24 protein-coding genes are annotated in these 23,531 nt (G+C 70.3%); 16 read left to right on the top strand and 8 right to left on the bottom strand.

Annotated features, from left to right (window positions below):
• Window positions 1–39: 39 nt before the first annotated feature.
• On the top strand, window positions 40–438 hold the full coding sequence (locus ACIQPR_RS15370; RefSeq protein ID WP_403647512.1) for a RidA family protein: 399 nt from the start codon (window positions 40–42) through the stop codon (window positions 436–438).
• Between the two features lie 58 nt (window positions 439–496).
• On the opposite strand, the gene ACIQPR_RS15365 is transcribed toward ACIQPR_RS15370, so the two are convergent.
• Entirely contained in the window at window positions 497–1,072 is a 576-nt protein-coding gene (locus ACIQPR_RS15365; RefSeq protein ID WP_403647510.1) for an adenylosuccinate lyase, read from the bottom strand.
• A gap of 337 nt (window positions 1,073–1,409) precedes the next feature.
• Between ACIQPR_RS15365 and ACIQPR_RS15360 the strand changes: the two genes are divergently transcribed.
• The 9 genes from ACIQPR_RS15360 to pssA all read left to right on the top strand — a co-directional run bounded on the left by ACIQPR_RS15360 (window position 1,410) and on the right by pssA (window position 12,350).
• Window positions 1,410–3,215: a 3-hydroxyacyl-CoA dehydrogenase family protein gene (locus tag ACIQPR_RS15360; protein ID WP_403647507.1), complete on the top strand. Its 1,806-nt coding sequence runs from the start codon at window positions 1,410–1,412 to the stop codon at window positions 3,213–3,215.
• 136 nt (window positions 3,216–3,351) lie between these two features.
• Window positions 3,352–4,161, top strand: coding sequence for a TetR family transcriptional regulator (locus tag ACIQPR_RS15355; protein WP_403647504.1), 810 nt, complete (start codon window positions 3,352–3,354; stop codon window positions 4,159–4,161).
• Window positions 4,162–4,577: 416 nt separating this feature from the next.
• Entirely contained in the window at window positions 4,578–5,921 is a 1,344-nt protein-coding gene (gene ccrA, locus ACIQPR_RS15350; RefSeq protein ID WP_403647501.1) for a crotonyl-CoA carboxylase/reductase, read from the top strand.
• Between the two features lie 28 nt (window positions 5,922–5,949).
• Window positions 5,950–7,989 carry a protein meaA gene (locus ACIQPR_RS15345; RefSeq protein ID WP_403647498.1) on the top strand — a complete coding sequence of 680 codons (2,040 nt, stop codon included), beginning with the start codon at window positions 5,950–5,952 and terminating at the stop codon, window positions 7,987–7,989.
• Window positions 7,986–8,957 (top strand): HpcH/HpaI aldolase/citrate lyase family protein, encoded by a 972-nt coding sequence (locus tag ACIQPR_RS15340; RefSeq protein ID WP_403647495.1) that lies wholly within the window; start codon window positions 7,986–7,988, stop codon window positions 8,955–8,957. The genes ACIQPR_RS15345 and ACIQPR_RS15340 overlap by 4 nt, the downstream gene beginning before the upstream one ends.
• A 5-nt stretch (window positions 8,958–8,962) precedes the next feature.
• Window positions 8,963–9,475 carry a MaoC family dehydratase gene (locus ACIQPR_RS15335; RefSeq protein WP_403647493.1) on the top strand — a complete coding sequence of 171 codons (513 nt, stop codon included), beginning with the start codon at window positions 8,963–8,965 and terminating at the stop codon, window positions 9,473–9,475.
• Window positions 9,476–9,477: 2 nt separating this feature from the next.
• Complete coding sequence (locus ACIQPR_RS15330; protein WP_403647489.1) at window positions 9,478–10,683, top strand: acyl-CoA dehydrogenase family protein; 1,206 nt, start codon at window positions 9,478–9,480, stop codon at window positions 10,681–10,683.
• 169 nt (window positions 10,684–10,852) lie between these two features.
• Window positions 10,853–11,509, top strand: a complete 657-nt coding sequence (locus tag ACIQPR_RS15325) for a phosphatidylserine decarboxylase (RefSeq protein ID WP_019071293.1) — start codon at window positions 10,853–10,855, stop codon at window positions 11,507–11,509.
• Window positions 11,510–11,531: 22 nt separating this feature from the next.
• Window positions 11,532–12,350, top strand: a complete 819-nt coding sequence (pssA, locus tag ACIQPR_RS15320) for a CDP-diacylglycerol--serine O-phosphatidyltransferase (protein WP_403647940.1) — start codon at window positions 11,532–11,534, stop codon at window positions 12,348–12,350.
• Between the two features lie 73 nt (window positions 12,351–12,423).
• Here the strand turns inward: pssA and ACIQPR_RS15315 are convergent, their stop codons facing one another.
• On the bottom strand, window positions 12,424–13,542 hold the full coding sequence (locus ACIQPR_RS15315; RefSeq protein ID WP_403647486.1) for a glycerate kinase: 1,119 nt from the start codon (window positions 13,540–13,542) through the stop codon (window positions 12,424–12,426).
• Between the two features lie 263 nt (window positions 13,543–13,805).
• Between ACIQPR_RS15315 and ACIQPR_RS15310 the strand changes: the two genes are divergently transcribed.
• Together ACIQPR_RS15310 and ACIQPR_RS15305 are read left to right on the top strand one after the other, a co-directional pair.
• On the top strand, window positions 13,806–14,303 hold the full coding sequence (locus ACIQPR_RS15310) for an NUDIX domain-containing protein (RefSeq protein ID WP_403647483.1): 498 nt from the start codon (window positions 13,806–13,808) through the stop codon (window positions 14,301–14,303).
• Between the two features lie 66 nt (window positions 14,304–14,369).
• A complete protein-coding gene (locus tag ACIQPR_RS15305; RefSeq protein WP_403647480.1) occupies window positions 14,370–15,098 on the top strand; it encodes an SIR2 family NAD-dependent protein deacylase in 729 nt (242 codons plus the stop codon).
• 22 nt (window positions 15,099–15,120) lie between these two features.
• Here ACIQPR_RS15305 and ACIQPR_RS15300 read toward each other — a convergent pair whose 3' ends face one another.
• On the bottom strand, window positions 15,121–15,609 hold the full coding sequence (locus ACIQPR_RS15300) for a methylated-DNA--[protein]-cysteine S-methyltransferase (RefSeq protein WP_403647477.1): 489 nt from the start codon (window positions 15,607–15,609) through the stop codon (window positions 15,121–15,123).
• A 12-nt stretch (window positions 15,610–15,621) separates the two neighbouring features.
• Window positions 15,622–17,088 carry an AlkA N-terminal domain-containing protein gene (locus tag ACIQPR_RS15295; RefSeq protein ID WP_403647474.1) on the bottom strand — a complete coding sequence of 489 codons (1,467 nt, stop codon included), beginning with the start codon at window positions 17,086–17,088 and terminating at the stop codon, window positions 15,622–15,624.
• 113 nt (window positions 17,089–17,201) lie between these two features.
• Here ACIQPR_RS15295 and ACIQPR_RS15290 point away from each other — a divergent pair, with 113 nt between their 5' ends.
• From ACIQPR_RS15290 to ACIQPR_RS15280, 3 genes are all read left to right on the top strand, one after another.
• Window positions 17,202–17,639, top strand: a complete 438-nt coding sequence (locus ACIQPR_RS15290) for a hypothetical protein (protein WP_403647471.1) — start codon at window positions 17,202–17,204, stop codon at window positions 17,637–17,639.
• The gene (locus ACIQPR_RS15285) at window positions 17,623–17,976 is read left to right on the top strand and encodes a hypothetical protein (protein WP_403647468.1); all 354 of its coding nucleotides are present in this window, start codon (window positions 17,623–17,625) and stop codon (window positions 17,974–17,976) included. Before ACIQPR_RS15290 ends, ACIQPR_RS15285 begins: the two co-directional genes overlap by 17 nt.
• A 114-nt stretch (window positions 17,977–18,090) precedes the next feature.
• Complete coding sequence (locus ACIQPR_RS15280; RefSeq protein ID WP_403647465.1) at window positions 18,091–18,477, top strand: luciferase family protein; 387 nt, start codon at window positions 18,091–18,093, stop codon at window positions 18,475–18,477.
• 27 nt (window positions 18,478–18,504) lie between these two features.
• Here ACIQPR_RS15280 and ppk2 read toward each other — a convergent pair whose 3' ends face one another.
• From ppk2 to ACIQPR_RS15265, 3 genes are read right to left on the bottom strand one after another with little or no spacing between them, the layout of a single operon-like run.
• A complete protein-coding gene (gene ppk2, locus ACIQPR_RS15275; RefSeq protein ID WP_317881084.1) occupies window positions 18,505–19,395 on the bottom strand; it encodes a polyphosphate kinase 2 in 891 nt (296 codons plus the stop codon).
• Between the two features lie 39 nt (window positions 19,396–19,434).
• A complete protein-coding gene (locus tag ACIQPR_RS15270) occupies window positions 19,435–19,668 on the bottom strand; it encodes a hypothetical protein (RefSeq protein ID WP_403647462.1) in 234 nt (77 codons plus the stop codon).
• A 17-nt stretch (window positions 19,669–19,685) separates the two neighbouring features.
• Entirely contained in the window at window positions 19,686–20,840 is a 1,155-nt protein-coding gene (locus tag ACIQPR_RS15265; protein WP_403647458.1) for an anion permease, read from the bottom strand.
• A gap of 294 nt (window positions 20,841–21,134) precedes the next feature.
• Here ACIQPR_RS15265 and ACIQPR_RS15260 point away from each other — a divergent pair, with 294 nt between their 5' ends.
• Complete coding sequence (locus tag ACIQPR_RS15260) at window positions 21,135–22,994, top strand: M1 family aminopeptidase (protein ID WP_403647455.1); 1,860 nt, start codon at window positions 21,135–21,137, stop codon at window positions 22,992–22,994.
• A gap of 20 nt (window positions 22,995–23,014) precedes the next feature.
• Here the strand turns inward: ACIQPR_RS15260 and ACIQPR_RS15255 are convergent, their stop codons facing one another.
• Complete coding sequence (locus ACIQPR_RS15255) at window positions 23,015–23,524, bottom strand: O-acetyl-ADP-ribose deacetylase (protein ID WP_403647452.1); 510 nt, start codon at window positions 23,522–23,524, stop codon at window positions 23,015–23,017.
• Window positions 23,525–23,531: the final 7 nt, after the last annotated feature.

The following is a 23,531-nucleotide window of genomic DNA, read 5'->3' as shown; positions in this document are numbered from 1 at the left end:
GGAATCCTCGTTGTCAGACCCATGGTCCACCATGGACGCATGACCGAGCTGACGAGGATTCCCGCCCCCGACGGCGTCGCCCCCGCGACGGCCTACACCCACGTCGTCATGGGCACCGGCCGCTTCGTCGCGATCTCCGGCCAGCTCGCCCTGGACGAGGACGGCGCGCTCGTCGGCGAGGGCGACGCGGCGGCCCAGGCCCGCCAGATCTTCGAGAACCTCCGCCGCTGCCTGGCCGCCGCGGGCGCCACCTTCGACGACGTGGTCAAACTGACCTACTTCGTCACGGACATGGCCCACATGCCGGCCGTCCGCACCGCCCGCGCCACCCACATACCCGACGACAGGCTCCCCGCCGCGTCGGCCGTGCAGGTCGCCGCGCTGGTGCGCCCGGAGTTCCTGATGGAGATCGAGGCGTTCGCGGTGATCGGCGCGTAGGGGCACAGGGGCACAGCCGAACGGCCGGGCGCCTTCCGGTGGGCAGTTGCCGGAGGGCTCAGCGCTGCTCCGGGATCCGCGCCAGCGCGTGCACCGCCTCCTCCGCCAGCGCGGGGTGGGCCAGGGCGTCGTTGAGCACCGGTCTGGCGCGGGGGTCGCCCAGTTCGCCCAGGCCCTGGACGCAGGCGAGTGCCACGCGGCGGTACGGGTCGTGGGGGCGCAGGCGGCGCTCCAGGGTGGTGATGAGGGCGGGGACGGACTCGGGGGCGCGCAGGTCGGCCAGGAGGCGGACGGGGTGCAGGGCGTAGGCGACGCGGAGTTCGTTGGTGGCCAGGGCCGCCGCCGCGCGGGCGGTGCGGGGGTCGTCGAGGCGGGCCAGGGCGTACGCGGCGGAGGCGCAGCGCGGTGGGTCGCGGTGGTTGAGGAACAGGACGAGGGACTCGAAGGCACGGCGGTCACCCGCGAGGCCGAGGCGGAACGCGGCCAACTCCCGGGCCCAGAGCGGCTGTCCGACGGCGGTGAGCACCTCCGCCAGTTCGCCGAGGTCCCCGGTCGCCACGAGCCGCTCGTAGGGCACCGCCCCGCCCGACTCCCGCCGTAAGCGCTCCGTGAGTGATCGCAACTCTTCGTCCATGAAACCGAGCCTAGGGGGGTCGTGGGAGGGGCGGGACCTACATCACAAACTCGGGGGCTGGCGCGCTCGTTACCCACCGGTTAACCTCAAGTGAGCGAGTCACCCACTCGCACCCTCCTCGCCGTGGCCTGGTGACGCAGCCATGGTGAGCGCAGTCGGTTCGGTACCTCGTGTGCCGCAGTACGACACGGCCTGGGACAGGGCCGGTCGGAACTCTCCTTCCTCCGGGCGTGTGCGCTCGTCGCCCGGCACCACCCGCACTCCTTCTCGCGCTCCGCGCGCCCCTCGGCGTACGGACCGCGCTCCCAGTCGTCACCCTCATTCCAGGAGTCCCGCGATGGCAACTCCCCTGTCCGACGCTTCCCTGTCCCCGTTCAAGACCATTGCCGTCGTCGGTCTCGGCACGATGGGCACCGGTATCACCGAGGTCCTCGCCCGGGCCGGCCGCGAGGTCGTCGGCATCGACGTCAGCGAGGCCGCGACCGCCCACGCCGTCGCCGCCCTGGAGACCGCGACCGCGCACGCCGTGCGGCGCGGCCGGCTGACCGAGCAGGAGCGCGCCGACGCCCTGGCCCGGGTCCGCACCTCCACCGACCTGGGCGCGGCGGCCGACGCCGACCTCGTCATCGAGGTGGCCCCCGAGTCGTACGAGATCAAGCACCGGATCTTCCGCGAGCTGGACGGGATCGTGCGCCCCGGGACCATCCTCGCGACCGGCACCAACGCGCTGTCCGTCACCCGGCTCGCCGCCGACTCGGCGCGGCCGGAGCGGGTGCTCGGGCTGCACTTCTTCAATCCGGCGCCCGCGATGAAGCTGGTCGAGGTGGTCTCCTCGGTGCTGACCGCGCCCACCGCCGTCGCCGCCGTCACCGAGCTGGCGATCGAGCTGGGCAAGGAGCCCGTCGCGGTCGGCGACCGCCCCGGATTCGTCGCGGACGGGCTGCTGTTCGGCTACCTCAACCAGGCCGCCGCGATGTACGAGGCGAAGTACGCCTCCCGCGAGGACATCGACGCCGCGATGCGGCTCGGCTGCGGGCTGCCCATGGGCCCGCTCGCGCTGCTCGACCTGATCGGCGTCGACACCGCGCGCACGGTCCTGGAGGCGATGTACGCCGAGTCCCACGACCGTCTGCACGCCCCCGCGCCGATCCTCAAGCAGCTCAGCGAGGCGGGCCTGACCGGCCGCAAGGCGGGCCGCGGCTTCTACTCCTACGAGGCGCCCGGCAGCGCCACCGTCGTGCGGGACGCGCTGACCCCGCCGGAGGGCGGACGGCTCGCCCCGGGCCGTACGGTCCGCTCGGTCGGGGTCGCCGGTTCCGGGACCATGGCGTCCGGCATCGCCGAGGTCTTCGCCAAGGCCGGCTACGACGTGGTCCTCGCCGCCCGCAGCGAGGAGAAGGCGCAGTTCGCCAAGTCCCGTATCGGCAAGTCCCTTTCGCGCTCCGTCGACCGGGGGCGGATGACCGCCGAGGCCGCCGCGCAGACCCTGGAGCGGATCACTCCGGCGGGCTCCTACGACGCGTTCGCGGACGTCGACCTGGCCGTCGAGGCGGTCGCCGAGGACCTGGAGATCAAGCAGCAGCTGTTCGCGACGCTGGACAAGGTCTGCAAGCCGGGCGCGGTCCTGGCCACCACGACCTCGTCCCTGCCGGTCGTCGCGTGCGCCCGCGCCACCTCGCGTCCGCAGGACGTGATCGGCATGCACTTCTTCAACCCGGCGCCCGCGATGAAGCTGGTCGAGGTCGTCCGTACGGTGTTGACGGATGCCGACGTCCACGCAACGGTCCACGAGGTCTGCGTCAAGATCAAGAAGCATGCCGTGGACTGTGGTGACCGCGCCGGATTCATCGTCAACGCACTGCTCTTCCCGTACCTCAACAACGCGATCAAGATGGTGCAGGAGCACTACGCGTCCCTTGACGACATCGACGCCGCGATGAAGCTGGGCGGCGGCTACCCGATGGGCCCCTTCGAGCTGCTGGACGTCGTCGGGCTCGATGTCTCGCTGGCGATCGAGAAGGTCCTGCACCGCGAGTTCCGCGACCCGGGCCTCGCTCCCGCGCCGCTCCTGGAGCACCTGGTGGCCGCGGGCTGCCTCGGCCGCAAGACGGGCCGCGGCTTCCGCGAATATGCCCGCCGCTGAGGGATCCGACGACCCGTTCGCGGCCGACGGAGACTGGGGCGGGCTCCTCGAACCCGCCGGAGGACCCCCGCCCGCACCGGGCGGGGGAAACCCCCGACGTGCGCGGCAAGCTGCGCACATGCAGTACGTTCGGGTCATGCCCCAGCCCGCCAAGCCCCCACGTACCGCAGCCGCGCCCGACGCACCCGAGAGTGCCGCGGGCAGTCGTGCCGCCGCCCAGCGCCTGAAGATGCGGCGCGAACTGGCGGCGGCGGCGATGGAGCTGTTCGCGACGAAGGGGTACGAGGCGACCACCGTCGACGAGATCGCCGCCGCGGCCGGGGTCGCGCGCCGGACGTTCTTCCGCCACTTCCGCTCCAAGGAAGAGGCGATCTTCCCGGACCACGACGACACCTTGATCCGCGCCGAGGCGGTGCTCAACGCCGCCCCGGCGCACGAGCACCCGCTCGACACGGTGTGCCGGGGCATCAAGGAGGTCATGCGCATGTACGCGGCACAGCCGGAGATCTCGGTCGCCCGCTACAAGCTGACGCGCGAGGTGCCCACCCTGCGCGAGGCCGAGATCGCGTCGGTGGCCCGCTACGAGCGGCTGTTCACGCGCTACCTGCTGGGCCACTTCGACGAGCACGCGCACGACGACGACGCCAACGACGACCCGCTGCTCGCCGAGGTCGCCGCCTCGGCCGTGGTCACCGCCCACAACCACGTGCTGCGGCGCTGGCTGCGGGCCGGCGGCCAGGGCGACGTCGAGGCACAGCTGGACCACGCCTTCGGGATCGTACGGAAGACGTTCGGCAGCGGCATCGGCGCCGGCCGCGCCACGGCCGCCAAGCCGGCCACGGCGGCGGTGCACCAGCAGGGCGAGGTCCTGGTGACGGTCGCCCGCACCGACGCCCCGCTGGACGAGGTCATGCGGACCATCGAAGAGGCACTCAGGGACCGCTGACCCTGCCCGTCCCGTGTGGTGACGGCCACCCTCCGGGGTGGCCGTTTTGGCATGTCAGGGCCCCTTTTCACGCACCTTTCAGACCCCGTTCGATCGATCATCGCTCATTTGTTACGTAAAGATTTCACCTGAGAGCAATTCATGGCACTCGGTGCCTTGCGGGGTGACACGCAGTGTCATACGTTGAAGGTGTCCGGGCGGCCGGCGTACAGAGATCTCCCGTACGCCGACTGTCCCCGCAACCCACCACTGGGCTGCGCGCCCGGACGCCTGCGTCACAGGCACCCTCCCGCGCCACAAAGCGCTGCCGAAGCACCACCCCGCCGAACCGACGGCATCTCTCCACCCACCCTCAGCAGCACCGACGTACCCCTCAGCGCCCCTCCCTCAGGGCGCACTTCGCCGGAGGCAACACCGTGACCGTGAAGGACATCCTCGCCGCGATCCAGTCGCCGGACTCGACTCCGGCCGACTTCGCCGCCCTGCCGCTCCCCGAGTCGTACCGCGCGATCACCGTGCACAAGGACGAGACCGAGATGTTCGCGGGCCTCGCCACCCGCGACAAGGACCCCCGCAAGTCGATCCACCTGGACGACGTCCCGGTGCCCGAACTCGGCCCGGGCGAAGCCCTGGTGGCCGTCATGGCGTCGAGCGTCAACTACAACTCCGTGTGGACGTCGATCTTCGAGCCGCTGTCCACCTTCGGCTTCCTGGAGCGCTACGGCAAGCTCAGTGAGCTGACCAAGCGGCACGACCTGCCGTACCACATCATCGGCTCCGACCTCGCGGGCGTCGTCCTGCGCACCGGCCCGGGCGTCAACTCCTGGAAGCCCGGTGACGAGGTCGTCGCGCACTGCCTCTCCGTCGAGCTGGAGTCCTCCGACGGGCACAACGACACGATGCTCGACCCCGAGCAGCGGATCTGGGGCTTCGAGACCAACTTCGGCGGGCTCGCCGAGATCGCGCTCGTCAAGTCCAACCAGCTGATGCCGAAGCCGGACCACCTGAGCTGGGAGGAGGCGGCGGCCCCCGGGCTCGTCAACTCCACCGCCTACCGGCAGCTGGTCTCCCGCAACGGCGCCGGCATGAAGCAGGGCGACAACGTCCTGATCTGGGGCGCGAGCGGCGGACTGGGCTCGTACGCCACGCAGTTCGCGCTCGCGGGCGGCGCCAACCCGATCTGTGTCGTGTCCTCGCCGCAGAAGGCGGACATCTGCCGGGCGATGGGCGCCGAGGCGATCATCGACCGCAACGCCGAGGACTACCGGTTCTGGAAGAACGAGCACGAGCAGGACCCGCGCGAGTGGAAGCGGTTCGGCAAGCGCATCCGTGAACTCACCGGCGGCGAGGACGTCGACATCGTCTTCGAGCACCCCGGCCGCGAGACCTTCGGCGCGAGCGTCTACGTCACCCGCAAGGGCGGCACGATCGTCACCTGCGCCTCGACCTCCGGGTTCAACCACGAGTACGACAACCGCTATCTGTGGATGTCCCTGAAGCGGATCATCGGCTCGCACTTCGCCAACTACCGCGAGGCCTGGGAGGCCAACCGGCTGGTCGCCAAGGGCAAGATCCACCCGACCCTCTCCAAGGTGTACTCCCTGGAGGAGACCGGCCAGGCCGCCCACGACGTCCACCGCAACGTCCACCAGGGCAAGGTCGGCGTCCTGTGTCTGGCCCCCGAGGAAGGCCTCGGGGTGCGCGACGAGGAGAAGCGCGCGCGGCACATCGACGCGATCAACCGCTTCCGGAACATCTGAGGACACCCGAGGACACCCGAGGTCATTGATGACTGAGCGTCAGAAAGACCGGCCGTGGCTCATGCGCACGTACGCCGGTCACTCCACGGCAGAGGCGTCCAACGAGCTGTACCGGCGCAACCTCGCCAAGGGCCAGACCGGTCTGTCGGTCGCGTTCGACCTGCCGACGCAGACCGGCTACGACTCCGACCACATCCTCGCCCGCGGCGAGGTCGGCCGGGTCGGCGTGCCGGTGGCCCATCTCGGCGACATGCGGCGGCTGTTCCAGGACATCCCCCTGGACCAGATGAACACCTCGATGACGATCAACGCCACCGCCATGTGGCTGCTGGCGCTCTATCAGGTCGTCGCCGAGGAGCAGGGCGTCGACATCACCCAGCTCCAGGGGACGACCCAGAACGACATCGTCAAGGAGTACCTGTCGCGGGGCACGCACGTGTTCCCGCCGGTGCCCTCGCTCCGGCTGACGACCGACATGATCTGCTACACGGTCAACCACATCCCCAAGTGGAACCCGATCAACATCTGCAGCTACCACCTCCAGGAGGCCGGGGCCACCCCGGTCCAGGAGATCGCGTACGCGATGTCGACCGCGATCGCCGTCCTGGACGCGGTGTTCGCGTCCGGCCAGATCCCCGAGGACCGCAAGGGCGATGTCGTCGCCCGCATCTCCTTCTTCGTGAACGCGGGCGTCCGCTTCATCGAGGAGATGTGCAAGATGCGCGCCTTCGGCCGCATCTGGGACCGGATCACCCGCGAGCGCTACGGCATCGAGGACCCGAAGCAGCGCCGGTTCCGCTACGGCGTCCAGGTCAACTCGCTGGGCCTGACCGAGGCGCAGCCGGAGAACAACGTCCAGCGGATCGTGCTGGAGATGCTGGCCGTGACGCTGTCGAAGGACGCACGCGCGCGTGCCGTCCAACTCCCGGCGTGGAACGAGGCGTTGGGCCTGCCCCGGCCCTGGGACCAGCAGTGGTCGCTGCGCATCCAGCAGGTGCTCGCGCACGAGAGCGACCTGCTGGAGTACGCGGACATCTTCGACGGCTCGCACGTCATCGAGGCGAAGGTGGCCTCCCTCGTCGAGGAGTCCCTCGCCGAGATCGAGCGCATCGAGGAGATGGGCGGCGCGATGGCCGCCGTGGAGTCGGGCTATCTGAAGTCGCAGCTCGTGTCCTCGCACGCGGAGCGCCGGGGCCGTATCGAGTCCGGTCAAGAGAAGATCGTCGGCGTCAACATCTTCAACACGACCGAGCCCAATCCACTCACCGCCGACCTTGATCAAGCCATCCAGACGGTCGACCCGGCCGTCGAGGCGAGGGTCATCGAGTCGTTGGGGCGGTGGCGGGACACGCGCTACCAGCCGCCGTTCAACCACCCGCGCCCGTGCAAGGCGCTGGAGCGGCTGAAGGAGGCCGCCAAGGGCACCGACAACCTCATGGAGGCCACCCTGGAGTGCGCCCGCGCCGGTGTCACGACCGGTGAGTGGGCCGGGGCCCTGCGCGAGGTCTTCGGCGAGTTCCGGGCGCCCACGGGCGTCTCCTCGGCCCCGGTCGCCGTACCCGCCGAGGAGGGCTCGGCGATGGCCGGGGTGCGCCACAAGGTGGAGGCGACGGCGCGGGACATGGGCGTGGGCAAACTGCGCTTCCTGGTCGGCAAGCCGGGCCTGGACGGGCACTCCAACGGCGCCGAGCAGATCGCGGTGCGCGCGCGTGACGCCGGCTTCGAGGTGGTGTACCAGGGCATCCGGCTGACCCCGGAGCAGATCGTGGACGCGGCCGTGGCCGAGGACGTGCACGCGGTCGGCCTGTCCATCCTGTCCGGCTCGCACGCCCAGTTGGTGCCGGACGTCCTCGAACGGCTCCGTGTGGCCGGTGCCACAGACATACCTGTCATCGCCGGTGGGATCATCCCCCAGGGCGACGCCGAGCAGCTCAGGGCTGCCGGGGTCGCCGCGGTCTTCACCCCGAAGGACTTCGACATCACCGGAATCATCGGCCGCATCGTCGACGAGATCCGGAAGGCGAACAAGCTCGACCCCCTGCTCGACCCCTTGGAGGTCCCCGCATGACCACGCCCGCCCCCGTGAACCGGCTCCGTCCGCGACGCTCGTGCCTCGCGGTCCCCGGGAGCAACCCGCGCTTCCTGGAGAAGGCGCAGGGCCTCCCGGCCGACCAGGTCTTCCTCGACCTGGAGGACGCGTGCGCGCCGCTGGCCAAGCCCGAGGCGCGGCACACGATCGTCAAGTTCCTCAACGAGGGCGACTGGACGGGCAAGACGCGGGTCGTGCGTGTCAACGACTGGACGACCGAGTGGACGTACCGCGATGTCGTCACGGTCGTCGAGGGTGCCGGGCCGAACCTCGACTGCATCATGCTGCCGAAGGTGCAGGACGCCCAGCAGGTCGTCGCCCTGGACCTGCTGCTGACGCAGATCGAGAAGACGATGGGCTTCGAGGTCGGCAAGATCGGCATCGAGGCGCAGATCGAGAACGCGCAGGGACTCAACAACGTCAACGCCATCGCTCAAGCCAGTCAACGTGTCGAGACGATCATCTTCGGACCGGCCGACTTCATGGCGTCGATCAACATGAAGTCCCTCGTCGTGGGCGAGCAGCCGCCCGGCTACCCGGCGGACGCCTACCACTACATCCTGATGAAGATCCTGATGGCCGCCCGCGCCAACAACCTCCAGGCGATCGACGGCCCCTACCTCCAGATCCGCAACGTCGACGGCTACCGCGCGGTCGCCCAGCGGGCCGCCGCGCTCGGCTTCGACGGCAAGTGGGTGCTGCACCCGGGCCAGGTCGAGGCGTCCAACGAGATCTTCTCTCCGTCGCAGGAGGACTTCGACCACGCCGAGCTGATCCTGGACGCGTACGACTACTACACGTCCGAGGCCGGCGGCAAGAAGGGCTCGGCGATGCTCGGCGACGAGATGATCGACGAGGCCAGCCGCAAGATGGCACTGGTCATCTCGGGCAAGGGCCGGGCCGCCGGCATGGAGCGCACCAGCACGTTCGAAGCCCCGGAGGCCTGAGCACCATGCAGTTCGGACGCACCTACGAGGAGTTCGAGGTCGGCGCGGTCTACAAGCACTGGCCCGGGAAGACGGTCACGGAGTACGACGACCACCTCTTCTGTCTCCTGACGATGAACCACCACCCGCTCCACATGGACGCCAACTACGCCGAGAACACCACGGACTTCGGCAAGAACGTGGTGGTCGGCAACTACATCTACTCGCTGCTGCTGGGCATGTCCGTGCCGGACGTGTCGGGCAAGGCCATCGCCAACCTGGAGATCGAGTCGCTGAAGCACGTGGCGCCGACCTTCCACGGCGACACGATCTACGGCGAGACGACGGTCCTCGACAAGACGCCCTCGAAGTCGAAGAACGACCGCGGGATCGTGTATGTCGAGACCAGGGGCTACAAGCAGGACGGCACGCTGGTCTGCGTGTTCCGCCGCAAGGTGATGGTGCCGACCGAGACGTACATCAAGGAGCGCGGCGGCGAACAGCCCGGCCGGCCCGAACCGAAGCAGACGGAGAAGTAGCCATGGCGCGACTCGCCCAGACCGCCGGTCTCACGGACGTCCAGCGGGAAATCCTGTCCACCGTCCGGGACTTCGTGGACAAGGAGATCATCCCGGTCGCCACCGAGCTGGAGCACCGCGACGAGTACCCGCAGCAGATCGTCGACGGCCTCCGGGAGTTGGGCCTGTTCGGTCTGATGATCCCGGAGGAGTACGGCGGCCTGGGCGAGTCGCTGCTGACGTACGCCCTGTGCGTGGAGGAGATCGCGCGCGGCTGGATGTCGGTGTCCGGGATCGTCAACACCCACTTCATCGTGGCCTACATGCTCAAGCAGCACGGCACCCAGGAGCAGAAGGACCACTTCCTGCCGCGGATGGCGGCGGGTGACATCCGGGGCGCGTTCTCGATGTCGGAGCCGGCGCTCGGCTCGGACGTGTCGGCGATCACGTCCAAGGCGGTCAGGGACGGCGACGAGTACGTCCTGAACGGCCAGAAGATGTGGCTGACGAACGGCGGGACGTCCTCGCTCGTGGCCGTCCTGGTGCGCACCGACGAGGGGCACCCCGAGGGCACCGCGCCGCACCGGTCGATGACGACCTTCCTGGTGGAGAAGGAGCCCGGTTTCGGTGAGGTCCGGCCCGGTCTCACCATCCCCGGGAAGATCGACAAGATGGGCTACAAGGGCGTCGACACCACCGAGTTGATCATGGACGGCCTGCGGATCCCGGCCGACCGCGTGCTCGGCGGCGAGACGGGCCGAGGTTTTTACCAAATGATGGACGGGGTCGAGGTGGGCCGCGTGAATGTGGCGGCCCGTGGTTGCGGCGTCGCTCAGCGTGCCTTCGAACTGGGCGTCTCCTACGCCCAGCAGCGCCACACCTTCGGCAAGCCGATCGCCCAGCACCAGGCGATCCAGTTCAAGCTGGCGGAGATGGCTACCAAGGTCGAGGCCGCCCATGCGATGATGGTCAACGCGGCGCGCAAAAAGGACTCGGGGGAACGAAACGACCTTGAGGCAGGGATGGCGAAGTACCTCGCCTCCGAGTACTGCAAGGAGGTCGTGGAGGACGCCTTCCGGATCCACGGCGGGTACGGCTTCTCCAAGGAGTACGAGATCGAACGCCTCTACCGCGAGGCGCCGATGCTGTTGATCGGCGAAGGTACCGCCGAAATCCAGAAAATGATCATCGGGCGCAGGTTGCTCGAAGAGTATCGATTCCAGGGCTGATTGTCCGTTTCGGGGTGTTTTCTTCGAGAAGAAGATCACACCCCGTCAACGCCCTTCAGCCGCCGACTCGGCTTACTGGCTTAGCCAGTTGTGGCCCTCGACCGGTACGATCCCGGGAAAGCCGCCGTCCCCCGTTACAGTGCGGCATCATCCGCTACGAAGGTCATCCATGCCCCACAGCCAAACCTCTGCACCACGCGACAGCCTGGCAGGCGTACGCCTGGCGCGCGGAGCATCGCCGTGGCTCCTGCCGACCGTCGCCACCGCAGCCCTCAGCCTGGTACGCGCGCGCAAGTCCGGCGCCGCCAAGGCCGTGGCCGTACCCGCCACCGCGCTCGCGGCGGGCATGCTGTGGTTCTTCCGCGACCCCGAGCGCGAGATCACCCCGGGCCGGGTCATCTCGCCCGCCGACGGAGTGGTGCAGAGCATCATGCCGTGGAAGGACGGTCGCACCCGCGTCGCCATCTTCATGAGCCCGCTGAACGTCCACGTCAACCGCGCGCCGCTCTCCGGCACGGTGACATCGGTCGAGCACATCCCGGGCGGTTTCGTTCCCGCGTTCAACAAGGAGAGCGAGAACAACGAGCGCGTCGTCTGGCACTTCGACACCGAGCTCGGTGACATCGAGATGATCCAGATCGCCGGCGCCGTCGCCCGCCGCATCGTCCCCTACGTCCCGCAGGGCACGAAGGTCGAGCAGGGCGAGCGCATCGGACTGATCCGCTTCGGTTCGCGTGTCGACATCTACCTCCCCGAGGGTGTCGAGGTGGACGTGGAGGTCGGTCAGAAGACGGTGGCTGGGGTGACTCGCATTGACCGTGATTGATCCGGAGACACAGGCGGGCTGGGTGCCCGAGGCCGACGAGGTGGACGACGAGGAGGAGATGCCTCTTTCTCTCCGCCTCTCAATAGCGGACACCCTCACCCTCGGCAACGCCACCTGCGGCTTCATGGCGGTGTACTTCACCACCACCGGCATCCTGATCCCGCACCTGACGGGCAACGACGAGTCGACCGGCATGGCCCGCCACAGCGCGGCCACCGCGGTCATCCTGATGCTGTGCGCGGCGGTCTTCGACCTCTTCGACGGCCTCGTCGCCCGCAAGCTGCGCTCCTCCCCCATGGGCGCGGAGCTGGACAACCTGTCGGACCTGATCAGCTTCGGCCTGGCCCCGGCGTACTTCGTCCTTGTCTACGGCATGGTCGCGGACGACGCGCACCAGAGAGTGGCGGCGGTCGGCGCGATCGTGGTGCTGCTGGCCGTGGTGCTGAGACTCGCGCGCTTCTCCTGTGTGACCCCGCCGAACGGCATGTTCCAGGGCATGCCCTCCCCCTTCGGGGCGCTCACGGTGGTCTCGATCGTGCTCCTTGAGCTGCCCTTCGTGGCGACGCTCCTGGCGATCCTGGGCACCGCCTGGCTGATGGTGAGCCGGGTCGAGTACCCGAAGCCGCGGGGCCGCCTCGCGGTCGCGATGCTCGCCTGGATCGTCCTGTCGATGGGCCTGCTGGCGGCCTGGGCGTTCGACGCCCCGAGCGGTCAGCTGCTCCTCCAGACGGGCTGCGCGCTCCAGCTGGTCATGGGCGCGGTGATCCCGCTGTTCGCGACGGCCCGCCGCGTGAACAACTTCCGCGACAACCGCCGCGAGGCGCGGGCGGCACAGTCGTAGCCGGTCGTGACAGACGGAACGAAGGGCCCCGAGCCGCTTGGCTCGGGGCCCTTCGGCGTTCCCGGGGCGGGACTCAGACCAGGAAGTCCCGCGCGATGTTCTCCGCGACGCGCTCCAGGATCGGGCCCGCGTCGGCGATGCACTTGACCACGTCGGGTTCGACCGAGGTCAGCGGGTAAGCGCGGCGGATGCCGGCGTGGCCGAGGGCCTGCGGGGGCAGCGCGAGCCGGCCGCAGACGGCGACGACCTCCTTGCCCTCCGCGCGGGCCGCCGCGGCGACACCGGCCGGGGCCTTGCCGTGCAGGGTCTGCTCGTCGAGGGAGCCCTCGCCGGTGATGACCAGGGTGGCGCCCGCCAGGGCGGAGGCGAAGCCGAGGACGTCGAGCATCACCTCGATGCCGGGGCGGAAGCGGGCGCCGAGGAGCAGCGCGCCGTAGCCGATCCCGCCGGCGGCACCCGCGCCGGGGGCGGCGGCGTGCTCGGCGGCCCTGGCGCCGACCGACTCCTCCAGGATCTTCGCGTAGTGGCCGAGGGCCGCGTCGAGGGCGTCCACGTCGTCCGGCGCGGCGCCCTTCTGGGGGCCGTAGACCGCGGCGGCGCCCTTGGGGCCGGTGAGCGGGTTGTCGACGTCGCTGGCGAGGACGAGCGTGACGGAGGCCAGGCGCGGGTCGAGCCCGGAGAGGTCGGCGGAGGCCAGGTCGATCAGGGCGCCGCCGCCCGGGGGCACCGGTTCGCCGTCCGCGTCCAGGAAACGGGCGCCGAGCGCGGACAGCATGCCCGCGCCGCCGTCCGTGGTGGCGCTGCCGCCGACACCGAACACGATCGTCCGGGCGCCCGCGTCGAGCGCGGCCCGCAGCAGTTCGCCGGAGCCGTACGTCGAGGAGGTCAGCGGCGCGAAGACGCCCTTGGGCAGCCGCTGGAGCCCACTCGCCTCGGCCATCTCCACGACGGCCGTGTCGCCGCGGACCGCGAAGGCCGCGGTGACCTCGTCGCCGAGGGGCCCGGCGACGCGTGTCTCCCGTCGCTCGAACCCGGCCGCGACGGCCGCGTCCACCGTGCCGTCGCCGCCGTCGGCGACCGGCATCGCGGCGACCTCCAGATCGGGTACGACCCGGCGCAGCCCGGCCGTCACCCGCTCCGCGACCTGCACGGCCGTCAGCGACCCCTTGAACTTGTCCGCGGCGATGAGCACCCTGTGGGTGCCCCTCCGCACAGCGTCCGCCACCTTGCGATCCCCTCGCTCTACGGGCCCTTGAGGGCCAGTCGCGCCGCTGCGACCTTAACCGCCGGACGCCCCCGCCGTCATGCCCCGCCCGAACGCTGGGACCGGGCTGAGCGTCCCCTGTGCCACCGCGGGGGCGGGCACCGGGTGGGCGGCCGATGCCGCCGACAGCCCTGGTCCGTCGCTTCCCGGAGCCGAGCGGCGCGCCTGCGCGGGCTGGTTACCCTTCCCCCATGACCACCACTCCAGACTTCGCGACGTACCTCGCCGGCCTCCCCCGCATCCTCGCCGGGGCCGCCGCGCTCTTCCGCGACACCGAGGGCAACGTCCTGCTCGTCGAGCCCAACTACCGTGAGGGCTGGGCCCTTCCGGGCGGCACCGTCGAGTCGGACGGCGGCGAGACGCCGCGCCAGGGAGCGCGCCGCGAGACGCTGGAGGAGATCGGTCTCGACGTCGAACTCGGCCCGCTGCTCGCCGTGGACTGGATCTACCACGGACCGGACTACCCGCCGCTGGTGGCCTACCTCTACGACGGCGGGATCCTCACCGCGAACGACCTCAAGTCGATCCGCCTCCAGGAGGAGGAACTGCTGTCCTGGCGCCTCGTCCCGCGCGGCGAACTCACCGAGTACCTGCCGGGGTCCCTGGGACTGCGGGTCCTGGTCGGGCTCGACGTACTGGCGGACGGGACGGGGACGGCGGAGCTGGAGAACGGACGACGGGTGGGCTGAACTCCCTTGTGCCGGGCGGCCGATATCCGTTCGCACGCCCCCACCCGGCCCACCTACCCTCGCCCCATGAACAAGCCTCTCGTCGCCCTCCTGAGTGGCGCGGGCATCTCCACCGACTCCGGTATCCCCGACTACCGCGGCCCGAACGGGCTGTGGCGGCGTGATCCGGAGGCCGAGAAGCTCGTGACGTACGAGTACTACATGGGCGACCCGGAGATCCGGCGCCGCTCGTGGCGGTTGCGCCGCGAGAACCATGTGCTGGGGGCCGAGCCGAACACCGCGCACCGGGCGGTGGCCGAACTGGCGGAGGCCGGTGTGCCGGTGCGGGTCATCACGCAGAACGTCGACGGGCTGCACCAGCTCGCCGGGCTGCCCGCCCGCAAGGTGCTCGAACTGCACGGCAGCGCGCGGAGTGTCCTGTGCACGAAGTGCCGTGCGCGGGGGCCGATGGAGGACGCCCTCGCCCGGGTCGCGGCCGGCGAGGCGGATCCGCCGTGTCTGGAGTGCGGCGGGATCCTGAAGCCGGCGACCGTGATGTTCGGCGAGAACCTCGACCCGGTGGTCCTCGGCGAGGCCGTCGCCGTCACCAAGGCGTGCCAGGTGTTCATCGCGGTCGGCAGCAGCCTCCAGGTCCACCCCGCCGCGGGCCTCGCCGGTGTCGCCGCCGATCACGGGGCACGGCTCGTCGTCGTCAACGCCGAGCCGACACCGTACGATGGACTCGCCGACGAGGTCATCCGGGAGCCGATCGGGACGGCCCTGCCCGAGCTGCTGCGGTCCCTTCGCGGGAACTAGCGGGAACTGGCGGGAACGGGGACTAGAAGAGCGCCGCCCCGCTCTCGAAGTCCAGCAGTCGCTGCTTGCGGTCCAGGCCGCCGCCGTAGCCCGTGAGGCTGCCGTTCGCGCCGACGACGCGGTGGCAGGGGACGATGATGCCGATGGGGTTCTTGCCGTTGGCGAGGCCGACCGCGCGGGAGGCGCCCGGGTTGCCGAGGGCGTCGGCGAGGTCGCCGTAGGAGCGGGTCTCGCCGTAGGGGATGCGGCGGAGCTGCTCCCAGACCGTGCGTTGGAAGCGGGTTCCGTGCAGGCGCAGTTCGAGGGTGAACTCCTTCAACTCGCCCGCAAAATAGGCCTGTAGTTGGGCGGTGGCCTCGGCGAAGGGGGTGTCGTCCGGGGTGCCGAAGGACTCCTCCGGGGGACGGTGGCGCTGGTCGACCATGTAGAGGCCGCAGAGGGTGCCGTCGTCGTCGGCGACCAGGGTCAGGGGGCCGTACGGGCTGTCGATCACCGTGTGGTGCTTCGTCACTTCTGTTCTCCCTTACGCGGGCAGGAAGTTGATCGGGTGGTTGTCGGTCGCCCACAGGTACTGGACCGCGTACGCCCGCCACGGCCGCCAGGCCGCCGCGCGGGCGGTGAGGGCGGCCGGGGTCGACGGGAGGCCCAACTCCCGTGCGGCGCGCCGGACTCCGAGGTCGGTGGGAAGGAACGCGTCGGGGTCGCCGAGGGCGCGCATCGCGATGACGTCGACCGTCCAGGGGCCGAAGCCGGGGAGGGCGAGGAGGCGGGCCCGGGTCTGCGACCAGTCGCTCTCCACTCCCAAGTTGATTGTGCCGTCCGCCAGTTGGCGGACGAGGGTGGTGAAGGTCGTCCGGCGGGTCCGCGGCATCGCCAAGGACTCCGGGTGCACCGCCGCCAGTGCCTCGGGGGACGGGAAGAGGTGGGTCAGACCGCCCTCGGGGTCGTCGAGCGGTTCGCCGTGGGCGGTGACCAGGCGGGCCGCGTGGGTGCGGGCCGCCGCCGTGGAGACCTGTTGCCCGAGGACCGCGCGTACCGCGAACTCGGCCTCGTCGACCGTGCGCGGGACGCGGCGGCCCGGTGCCTTGTCCACCAGGGGTGCCAGTACGGGATCGGTCCGCAGCTGGTCGTCCACCGCGACCGGGTCGGCGTCCAGGTCGAGCATGCGGCGGCAGCGGCTGATGGCCACGGGCAGGTCCCGCAGATCGCTGAGGGTGAGACGGCAGGCGATGTGGTCGGGGCAGGGGGTGAGCGACACGATGCCGTGGCCGTAGGGGAGGCGGAGGGTGCGGCGGTAGGCGCCGGCGCGCCACTCCTCCACGCCCGGTACGGCGGTCGCCGCGAGGTGGCCGAAGAGGTTGTCGGGGTTGAGCGGGGCGCGGAACGGCAGGCGGAGGGTGAGCGTGCCGGGGGTGAGGACGGCCGTCCTGGGGCGCCTGTCGCGCAGTTCGCTCGGGGAGAGGGCGAAGACCTCGCGCACGGTGTCGTTGAAGGTGCGGATCGAGGAGAAGCCGGCGGCGAAGGCGATCTCCGCCATCGGAAGGGCGGTCGTCTCGATCAACAGCCGTGCCGTCTGGGCGCGTTGGGCCCGCGCGAGGGCGAGCGGGCCGGCGCCGAGTTCGGCGCGGAGCTGGCGTTCGATCTGCCGGGTGCTGTAGCCGAGGCGGGCCGCGAGGCCGGGGACGCCCTCGCGGTCCACGGTCCCGTCGGCGATCAGGCGCATCGCGCGGGCGACCAGGTCGGCCCGCTGGTTCCACTCCGGGGACCCGGGGCTGGTGTCGGGGCGGCAGCGCTTGCAGGCCCGGAACCCGGCCTGCTGGCAGGCCGCCGCGCTCGGGTAGAACGTCATGTTCTGCGGCTTGGGCGGTACGACCGGGCAGCTGGGCCGGCAGTAGATGCGGGTGGTCAGGACGGCCGTGAAGAACCAGCCGTCGAAGCGCGCGTCCTTGGACTGGACGGCGCGCACACAGCGCTCCGTGTCGGTGTGCATCCCGTTCTGCATACGTCCAGCATCCGATACGCACCGGACCGGGGCTGGCGGGAATCCGACATCGACGTGCCATGGCCTGGCGCGCGGCCGGTTCCCCACCCGGGTCCGGGCCGGTGAAGGCCGCGGTTATCGGTTCGTGGTGCGACACCCGGCTTTGTGGCGTCGGCCTTCGTGACCCCTCCCCCACCGCAGGCCTGCTCTCGCTGCCGGGCGGCCGGTACACCTCCGCCGAGGGCACGGACTGCCGCAACTACGGTGGTCCGGACGGCCTGTTGGAGCTCCGGGAGATCTTCTCCGGGTTCCTCCAGGTGCCCGCCGGGCAGTTGCTCGCGGTGGGCAACTCCAGTCTGGAGCTGATGCACGACTGTCTGGTGCACGCGCTGCTCGGCACGCTGCCCGGGGCGGCGCGCCGCTGGGCCGACGAGGAGCGGATCGCGTTCCTGTGCCCGGTCCCCGGCTACGACCGGCACTTCGCGCTGTGCGAGCGCTTCGGCATCGATGTTCCTGCGCGCCGCGGACGGGGTGCGCGCCCATATGCGCGAGCACCGTGAGCTGCTGCGGCCGAAGTTCGACACCGTGCTGCGGATCCTCACCGACCGGCTGGCGGACACCGGTCTCGCCACCTGGTCCGCGCCCAGGGGCGGTTACTTCATCACTCTGGACGTCCTGGACGGCTGCGCCCGCGAGGTGGTGTGCCGGGCGGCGGACGCCGGGCTCGCCCTGACTCCGGCGGGCGCCGCCCACCCGTACGGCGACGATCCCGGGGACCGTACGATCCGGATCGCGCCCTCCTTCCCGGACGCCTCGGAGATCGCGGAGATCATCGACGGGGTGGCCACGTGCGTACGGCTCGTGGGCTACGAAAAGCTGGTGGCGGACGCGAGTTGACCCGGCGCGGCGGGGCCGCGCACCGGGCGCCGCGGAGGTGTGCGGTACCTCACGCCACGGTTACGAATCGCTCAACCTCTGGTTGCGAAGCGGTGAGCAGTCCACGATGGGGACATGACCCTGGCCGAGAGAGCCATGCAGCGACTGGCGGGCTGGCCCGACCTCAGCGCGAGCCCGGCCAGTTGTGGCACGGGGCGGGCACTGCGGTCCGTCCACAGTGAGATCGTGCACTTCCACTCCGACCACGATGTGGACCTGCATCTCACGGTCGGGGCGATCCTGCGGTTCCATCAGGATCTGAGCGAGTCGACCGCGATCCGGATCATCCCGGGCTCCCGCTGGGTGACCGTCCACCTGGACTGCGAGACGGACGTCGACCTGCTGCTGAGCCTGGTCAGCATGGCCCTCAAGGCACACGCGGGCGGGCCCCCTTCCGGGAACCCGCCCATGACCGGCTGCAACTTCCACCGGGTGACCCTCGTACCGCGCGACAGCGACTAGAACCCCCTGTCCCGAGGGACCTGGCCCCTAGAACACCGCCGCCGTGTCGTCCTCCCCCGCCTCCAGGAGCGTGGCCGCCGCGCCGACGATCCGGGGATCGGGGCTGCCGACGACCTCCTCGTCCTTGTCGGCGTAGTCGAAGCGGGCGAGCACGCTGCGCATGGCCTCGACGCGGGCCCGCTTCTTGTCGTTGCTCTTCACCACGGTCCAGGGGGCCTGCTCGGTGTCGGTCTCCCGGAACATGGCGACCTTCGCGGCCGTGTAGTCGTCCCAGCGGTCCAGCGAGGCCAGATCCATCGGGCTGAGCTTCCACTGCCGTACCGGATCCACCTGGCGGATCGTGAAACGGGTGCGCTGTTCACCCTGTGAGACGGAGAACCAGAGTTTGATCAGGTCGACGCCGTCGTCCGTCAGCATCCGCTCGAACAGCGGGGCCTGGCGCATGAAGCGGCGGTACTCGTCGTCCGAGCAGAACCCCATCACGCGCTCCACCCCGGCCCGGTTGTACCAGGACCGGTCGAACAGCACGATCTCGCCGGCGGTCGGCAGATGCTGGACGTAGCGCTGGAAGTACCACTGACCGCTCTCGCGCTCGCTGGGCTTCTCCAGGGCGACCACGCGGGCGCCGCGCGGGTTCAGGTGCTCGGTGAACCGCTTGATCGTGCCGCCCTTGCCGGCCGCGTCCCGTCCCTCGCAGACGATGACGAGCCGACGTCCGGTCTCCTTGATCCAGCGTTGCAGCTTCAGCAGTTCGATCTGCTGGAGCCGCTTGTGCCAGTCGTACTCCTTGCGCTCCATGCGCTGTTCGTACGGGTAGTTCTCCCGCCAGGTGTCCACCGGGCTGCCGTCAGGCCGGATCAGTACCGGGTCGTCCTGGTCCGTGTAGTCGACGCGCAGCCCCGACAACAGCTCCGTCATCCCGGCCTCCTCTCGATGCGGTTCAGTGATCAGCGGTGTTCAGTGGAACTGCGGCACGATGAGATAGATGCCGTACGCCACGACAGCCGCGCAGGCGAGAAAGCACAAGCCCGCCTGCGCGATGCCGAGGGCGTGCGTGCCGCCGTCCTGTTCGCGGGCGGTCTCGGCCTGGGCGAGGCCGAGCACCCCCAGCGCGAAGACGACGACCACGCCGACGGTCACTCCGACACTCACCGCGAAGACCTCGCCGAGGGCGTTCCAGTCCAGGCTCATAGCTCGACTCCCTTGCCTCAGGCGGCCGTACGGACGTCCTTGGACGCCTCGCTGCGGATGGTGACCTCGTGGGTCTCGTTGACGTTGTCGGCGTGCACCGGGTTGCGGCGCGAGGCGATCACGATGAATCCGGCCACGGCGGCGGCGATCAGCGCGATCAGGGCCGTACCGAGGTTGCCGCCGTGCTTGACGACGGTCGCGGACAGACCGCCGACCGCGGCGGCGGCCGGGAGGGTGACCAGCCAGGCGATGACCATGCGGCCCGCGGTGCCCCAGCGGACCTCGGCGAGGCGCCGGCCGAGGCCCGCGCCCAGGATGCCGCCGGAGCAGACCTGGGTGGTGGAGAGCGCGAAACCGAGGTGGGCGGAGGTCAGGATGACCGTGGTGGAGGCGGCCTCGGCGGCGAAGCCCTGCGGGGACTGGATGTCGGTGAGGCCCTTGCCCATCGTGCGGATGATGCGCCAGCCGCCGATGTAGGTGCCGAGGCCGATCGCGAGCCCGGCGCAGGTGATGACCCACACCGGCGGTCCGGCGTCGTGGCCGAGCGCGCCCACCGAGATCAGGGTGAGGGTGATGACGCCCATCGTCTTCTGGGCGTCGTTCGTGCCGTGCGCGAGGGAGACCAGTGAGGCGGAGGCGATCTGGCCGAGCCGGAAGCCCTTGGTCACCGATTCCTTGCGGGCCCGCGCGGTGATCTTGTAGGCGAGGTAGGTGGCGAGGAGCGCGGCGATGCCGGCCACGAGCGGGGAGGCCACCGCGGGGATCAGGATCTTCTCCACGACCTTGTCGAAGTGGACGCCGTTCGAGCCCGCGCCGACCCAGACGGCACCGATCAGGCCACCGAACAGGGCGTGCGAGGAGCTGGAGGGGAGTCCGAGCAGCCAGGTGAGGAGGTTCCAGAGGATCGCCCCGACGAGCCCCGCGAAGATCATCCCCGGGGTGACCAGGGTGTCGTCGACGATGCCGCCGGAGATCGTCTTGGCGACTTCCGTGGAGAGGAAGGCGCCGACGATGTTGAGAGCTCCACTGATCAGGACCGCCGTTTTGGGCTTCAGCGCCCCGGTGGCGATGGAGGTCGCCATCGCGTTGGCGGTGTCGTGGAATCCGTTGGTGAAGTCGAAGGCCAAGGCCGTGACGATGACGACCGCCACGAGGAACGTGATGTGGTCCATCGCTCGATGGAAGCAATCGAAGGCGTACATTCGGCCAACCGGAGGCCAAATCCAGGCATGGCCCGGTCAACGTAGGAGTATGCGCGGTCCTCCTCCGACCCCTGTTCACCCCTTCCTGCACTCCATGCGCACACTTCCTTCTTTTTATGGCATGGCCCGGTCAAATCTGCGAAGCTTCCCCACGCGATCACGCAATCGCGACGCTCACCCCACGGCCGCCCTCCGGCGTACCCCTGCCGAGCGGGCGGCCACCGAGCAGGCCGGGATCCCGGCCGCCCGCAGAAGGAGTTCCGTGTGAGATCGACCCCCCACAAGGCCCTCGCCGCCGGCGTCTTCGCCGTCGCCGCGCTGGCCGCCCTCTCGCTGCCCGTCACCCCGGCCGCCGCGGCACCGGCCGCGGCTCCCGTGGCCGCCGCCTGCACTCCGGCGCAGGTGGTCGCCAACGGCGGCTTCGAGAGCGGCACTTCGTCCTGGACCCAGTCCTCGACGACCGTCATCACCAGCCGCACCGGCCAGAGCGCCCACGGCGGCACCAGCTTCGCCTGGCTGGACGGCACCGGCTCCACCCACACCGACACGCTCTCCCAGAGCGTGACGATCCCGTCCGGGTGCAGCAGCGCCACCCTCACCTTCTGGCTGCACATCGACACCGCCGAGACGACCTCGTCCACCGCCTACGACAAGCTCACGGCGAAGATCGGCAGCACGACGCTGGCGACCTACTCGAACCTGAACAAGGCCACCGGCTACGTCCAGAAGTCCTTCGACGTGTCGTCGTTCGCGGGCCAGACCGTGAGCCTCGCCTTCTCCGGCGTGGAGGACTCCAGCCTCCAGACCAGCTTCGTCGTGGACGACATCGCCCTCAGCACCTCGGGCGACACGGCCCCGCCGGCCGACTCGACGCGCACGCCGGCCGCCCCGGCGTACACCGTGAGTCTCAGCAGCAACACCGCCGGCACGGTGTGGACCGGGCACGAGAGCACGACCTTCACCAACGCCTCGGCCACCCCGCTCACCGAGGTGTACCTGCGGCTGTGGGACAACTACCACGGCACCTGCTCGGCCCCGCCGATCACGGTCACCAATGTCACCGGCGGCACCGCGGGCGCGCTCTCGGTGGCCTGCACGGCCCTCCAGATCGCGCTGCCGACCCCGCTCGCGCAGGGTCAGTCCACCACGATCGGCTTCGACCTCGGCATCACCGTCCCGAGCGGCGCCGACCGGTTCGGCTACGACGGCGCGTTCAGCATGATCGGCAACGCGCTGCCGGTCCTCGCGGTCAAGGACGGCTCCGGCTGGCACCTCGACCCCTACACGAACAACGGCGAGTCCTTCTACTCCCTGGCCGCCGACTTCAAGGTGACCCTGGACCACCCGAGCACCCTGCTGGTCCCGGCCACCGGCACCTCGGTCGACACTCCCGGCACCAGCGGCCGTACGGTGACCACGGCCACCGCGTCCAAGGTCCGCGACTTCGCCTGGGCGGCGGGCCCGTTCAGCAAGATCTCGGGTACGTCGACGGCGGGCACCGCGATCAACATCTACTCGGTGACGGGCATCAGTTCGGCCAACGCCCAGTCGATGCTGACCACCGCCAAGTCGGCGGTCGACGCCCACGCGGGACGCTTCGGCGCCTACCCGTACGGCGAGTTGGACGCCGTCATCGACAACAACTTCTGGTTCGGCGGCATGGAGTACCCCGGCTTCGTCCTCGACCTGGTCAGCACCACGGCCCTCACCCACGAGATCGGCCACCAGTGGTTCTACGGCATCGTCGGCGACGACGAGTACAACAGCCCCTGGCTGGACGAGGCGTTCACCGACTACGCCACCGACCTGGCCCAGGGCCTGACCGGCACCAACTGCTGGAACAACGTCTCCTGGGCGTCCTCGGCGGAGAACATCACCAACTCGATGGCCTACTGGGACGCCCACTCGTCCCGCTACTCCACCGTCGTCTACGGCTACGGCAAGTGCGCCCTGCACGATCTGCGCCGCACCCTGGGTGACACGGTGATGGCCAAACTCCTGAAGGACTACGCCACTTCGCACTGGTACGGCGTCTCGACCACGGCCGAGTTCAAGGCGGCGGCCCAGGCCGCGACGACCACGGACCTGACCTCGTTCTGGACGACGCACCGGATCGTCGGCTGATCCGCGGGGCGTTCGCCGTGTCAGCCCGACCGCGCGGCGAACGCCTCGTACGCCCGCTCGTCGAAGAGCACGAACGTGACCTCCTCGACCGACGTCCGCGCGGCCCGCACCGTCTCCACGGCGATGCGGGCCGCGTCGTCCATCGGCCAGCCGTAGATCCCGGCGGAGACGGCGGGGAACGCGACCGTGCGGGCGCCGAGTTCGTCGGCCACGCGCAGCGACTCCCGGTAGCAGGAGGCGAGTTGGTCCGAGCGGTCCTCCTCGCGGGAGTGGACGGGGCCGACCGTGTGGATCACCCAACGGGCGTCCAGTTCGCCGGCGGTGGTCGCTACCGCCTGGCCCGTACGCAGGCCCTTGCCATAGTGCGAAGCGCGGAGTCTGCGGCAGGCCTCCAGGATGGCGGGGCCGCCCCGGCGGTGGATCGCGCCGTCCACTCCCCCGCCGCCCAGGAGCGAGGAGTTGGCCGCGTTGACGATCGCGTCGGCGCGCTGCCGGGTGATGTCGCCCCGGACGAACCTGATGGTGGTCATGACGGCC

Origin of the sequence: Streptomyces sp. NPDC091280 (genome assembly GCF_044768565.1) — a bacterium.
In the GTDB taxonomy this organism is placed as follows: domain Bacteria; phylum Actinomycetota; class Actinomycetes; order Streptomycetales; family Streptomycetaceae; genus Streptomyces.
Note: the sequence above shows the minus strand (reverse complement) of the source record. Positions and strands in the feature narration are given on the sequence as shown.